The following is a 4300-nucleotide window of genomic DNA, read 5'->3' as shown; positions in this document are numbered from 1 at the left end:
CGCTTTTTTGGCTTTACTTTGTGACGAAGCGAAGCCTACTTAAATCTAACAAATTAAGTCCATTTAATTTCCAACCTTTCCATTGCTTTTTCATCATTAAGCTAAAGTGAATTTCTCCCAAAGGTATTAAGACATAGTTATTTAATAACACTTCCATAGCCTTCGAGCATAGTTGTTTTTGTAATTGTTTTTTTTTCCGTTTAGAAATATTTTTGTTTACGATATTTTCTAATTGTTTTACTAGTTTGTCGTAAGTGGAATTACTAAATTGAATATAGTTATTAATTTTGCCCGTGGTTAAGGTTTCCATGGCCGCCAAACAAGTAGGGCGATCTAAAGGGATACCTTTGCGGAAGATAGGAAAAGATTTTAATTTTAAAGATTGTATATACATACCTTGCTCTACTGCGCGCAGTTGAATTTTTAAACCTAAGTGTTTTTTCCATTGATTTTGCAACCACTCCATACCGCGTTTTATGTCGGGCCCTCCCGATTTACTGTAGGCTAAAGTCCATTGTTGGTTGCGTGCTTTTAAGGGAACTTTACTAAAAGCTTTTTTAGCGCGTTTTAAATTAATGTCATAAAACACAGGTTTAGAAAAATAACTTAAAGCTAAGCTAGGATAACCAGGTTGACCTAAGGCGTGATAGATTTTTTTTAACTCTACATAGTTTAAGGAGTAAACCAAGGCTTTTCGTAAATTGGGGTAAGCCTTTAAGGTAGACGAAAAACCTAAGTAATCAAATTTCATCATAGGAACTTGAAAAAACTCTTTGTGGTTTTTAAATCGAGAGATGTCTGAAGTTAGCACTTGCTTTAAAAAATCAATGCGGCCCGATTGGTATAAAAGTAAAGCGGTGGTATCTTCTTCTACAAAATACACCTCCACTAAAGGCAATTGGTTTTTACTATTATCCGCAAAATAGGGGTTAGGTTCTAAAATAATTTTTTGATTAAGAGTCCATTTTTTTATTTTATAAGGGCCATTGGTAACTAAAGTATGTGCTTGTTTAATGCTTGGAGTTTTTAAACTGTATTGTGGAGCTAAGCTAGGGTAGGTTAATTTATAAAGTAACTCGGGGTCAGGTTGGTTTAAATAAAAATTTAATAAAAAGCCTTTGGCAGTTATTCCCAATCGAGATAGTTTTTTTTTCTTTTGCAAAATTGCTTTTGCATTTTTAATATGAAGCAGTAACCGTACTTTTGTATTGGTGGTTTTAAATAAATTTTGATAACTTTGTAAGTAGTGTTTAGCCGTAATCGTTTTGCCATTAGACCACTTTAATTTAGGGTTTAATTGACAAGACAGGTGTAAGGCATTTTTCCATATACAATGATTGCCCAAATACGGTTTTAGTACATTTCCTTCATAACGGTATAAACTAGAATACAGATTATAAAATAAATAATGCGAAGCCGTGCCTCGTACTAAAGCCGGGTTTAATTGACGAGGGTCTCTTTTTAAATAAAGGCGAAAAGGGCCTTTGCTAAGTGCTTGTTTTTCCTTTAGTTTTTTCGATTCCCCCCAGCCTAAAACCTGTGTTCGAGGTAAGTGTAATAAAAACAATATTATAATGAAGAGATTTAAACTTTTTTGCATAAAATTACGATATTATTATATGAGGTTATATATTTCATGGATATTTCTTTGTAGTTTAATGTTTTTTACTTCTTGTTCAAGTAAAAATGTGAATGTAAATCGCCTAAATTGTGAGCTAAAAATAGACACTAGCTCTTGTAATACGGTATTGCCTAGTAATGCTAGAAATTTAAGTATACGAGTGTCTGCTCCAAACCCTATTGTGGTAAATAACCAGAACTTACAGTTAGTGGGTTTTTGTAATGAAGGGGCTTATCCAGATAATCATATTACATGGGAAATAAAAGAAGCTAATAATAGTGCGGCAGTATTAACTTCGCTGGAAACTAATGGAAATGCACTATGTGAGAATGGAAAATTTCGCTTCACTATTAATATTGAAAAACTTCAACGCAATTTAGCTACAAAGTCCACTCAAAAATATACATTGTATTACGGAATTGTTGGTTTTGATTATACAGGTACTGTTGGAGGTAGTAATCAATTTAATCACGATTTATCTGTGACCAAAAACTAGTAATTAGTTTTGGGTAATTGATATTCGTGTTTCTTTAAAGCGACCCTAATAATTACTTACTTAAATTTGGCTTGCCATTTTTTTTGCCAAAAACTTTGAAGGTCATCTAAAATAGCTAAGTTTGCAGGAAAAATTATAGTGGTTAAAAAAGCACCAAAAAATACGCCCCAACCCAAACCTAAAGCAATAGGCACTACAAAAGGGTCTAAGCCTCCCCAGCCATAAGCGGTTGGTAAAATGCCTACCACAGTGGTAATAGTGGTTAAAAAAATAGGCCGTAAGCGCATTTTTGTAGCAGTGATAATACTAGCAGTAAGAGTGGCTCCACCTGCTCGCTCTTCATTAACAAAAGAGACTAATACAATGGCGTTATTTACTATCACTCCAGCTAAAGCGACTATTCCCAATAAGCCTAAAAAAGTTAAAGGTTTTCCATGTAAATAAAAAGTCCAAATAACGGCCATAACACCTAAGGGAATAGTGGTAAACAAAATTAATGCTGCTTGTAAAACATTTTTAAAAGTTAAAATTAAAATCATAAAAATTCCAAAAAGGGCAATAAGAAAGGCTTTAGCTAAAGACTGCATACTTTCTTTGCTGTCTTTCCCTTCCCCTCCAAAAAAATAATTTACTTTAGGGTATTGGCTGTTCCATTTTTTTACTTGCTTGCGTAATAATTTATTAACAGCAGTGGAGTTAGTAATGTCTTCGTTAATTTTTGCAGTAACTCGCACTTGTCTTTTATTATTTTCGTGTTCGTATAAAGAAATACCTTTGGTTTTTTGTAAATGAGCCAAACGGCTTAAGGGAATTAAATTTCCTTGTAAATTAGGAATGGGTAAGCTCATTAGTGATTTTTCAGAATTATTTTTAAAACCATCTAAAGAAACGCGAATATCAATTTCTTCATCTAATTTTCTAATACTAGTAGCCACTACTCCTTCGTAAGCGGCGCGAATAGAGTTTCCAATAGTTTCTAAGGATAACGAGGCAGCCGCTGCCTCTACAGGGTTTACTTTAATTTGTAATTCCGATTTTCCCACTAAATAGCTGTCATCAACTTCTAAAACGCCGTCAACAGTTTTCAAAAAGGTTTTTGCGCTAGCCACGGCATTTAGTATGTCTTTGTACGATTTTCCACGAATACCTAAACTAACGGGTTTTCCCACAGGAGGTCCCCCTTTTTTTTGTACATAATTAATTTTTTTTAAACCCTTTATAGAATCACCCACATAACTTTTTAATTCTTCAATAATAGTAAAAGCCGTACGGTCTCTATTAGTAGCGGGACTTAAATAAACATTAATTTGTCCATACTCGTTACCTCTTTTTGTATTAGGGTCTCCAGGGTCACTTTGTTGTAAACCCACTTGAGTGGTAAAGTCGGTAACTTCTTTTTTACTAAATTGGCTTAAAGCATTTTCAATAGGCCTTACTAGCTGTATCACTTTTTTTAAAGGAGTGCCTGTGTTTGCTTCAAAGCGAATTTGAAAAATTTCTATTCCTCCAGAGGGAAATAAAATAAAAGACATTTTTGTAGCTAAAAATAAAGTCGCTAAAAAAAGCACAAAAGAACTTCCAGAAACTAAGTAACGGCGTTGTAAAACTTTTTCTATTAATCGGCCGTATAGGGGAGTGACACGCTGGTTCCAGTACTTTGCTAAAGATTTTTTTTTCGCTTTTTCTACATCTTTAGTGCTAATCCATCGTGCTAGGTGATGAGGTAAAATAAAAAAACACTCGTAAAGGCTAAAAAATAAAGCGGCAATTACTCCCAAGGGAATAAATTTAATAAACTTACCCATAATTCCCGACATAAATAACATGGGAGTAAACGCAACAATTGTGGTCATTACCGAAGCAGTTATAGGGGCCCATACTTGTTGGGTGCCTTTAATGGCCGATTCCTCTGTAGATAAACCGTCTTCTCTATGTCTTTGCACATTTTCGGTTACCACAATGGCATCATCAACCAACATACCTATAACGATAATTAAACCCATCATGGTTAAAAGATTAAGCGAAGTACCTGTAGTTAAAAAATATATTATTGTTGCAAAAAAAGCGAAGGGAATACCAACGGCGGTAATGAAGGCTACTTTAGTGGGTAAAATTAAAGATAAAATAAGTAGAACAAAAAACAAACCAATTAACATATTGTTAGATAAAACATTTAAACGGCG

Annotated in this window: 3 protein-coding genes; 1 reads left to right on the top strand and 2 read right to left on the bottom strand. The window is 33.9% G+C overall.

The window, feature by feature from the left end:
- Nucleotides 1–13: 13 nt before the first annotated feature.
- Entirely contained in the window at nucleotides 14–1600 is a 1587-nt protein-coding gene (locus HAW63_02635; protein ID MBE8162865.1) for a hypothetical protein, read from the bottom strand.
- Between the two features lie 88 nt (nucleotides 1601–1688).
- Here HAW63_02635 and HAW63_02630 point away from each other — a divergent pair, with 88 nt between their 5' ends.
- Nucleotides 1689–2117, top strand: coding sequence for a hypothetical protein (locus HAW63_02630; GenBank protein ID MBE8162864.1), 429 nt, complete (start codon nucleotides 1689–1691; stop codon nucleotides 2115–2117).
- Between the two features lie 56 nt (nucleotides 2118–2173).
- On the opposite strand, the gene HAW63_02625 is transcribed toward HAW63_02630, so the two are convergent.
- A partial coding sequence (locus HAW63_02625) for an efflux RND transporter permease subunit (GenBank protein MBE8162863.1) occupies nucleotides 2174–4300 on the bottom strand: 2127 nt, incomplete at its 5' end.

The organism is Pseudobdellovibrionaceae bacterium (genome assembly GCA_015163855.1).
Classification (GTDB): Bacteria; Bdellovibrionota; Bdellovibrionia; order Bdellovibrionales; family UBA1609; genus JAAOIH01.
This window is presented reverse-complemented; position numbering and strand designations above follow the sequence as displayed.

Excerpts from the sequence above, each read along its gene's own strand:
- HAW63_02635 (MBE8162865.1), bottom strand. The coding sequence starts at position 1,600 with ATGCAAAAAAGTTTAAATCTCTTCATTATAATATTGTTTTTATTACAC.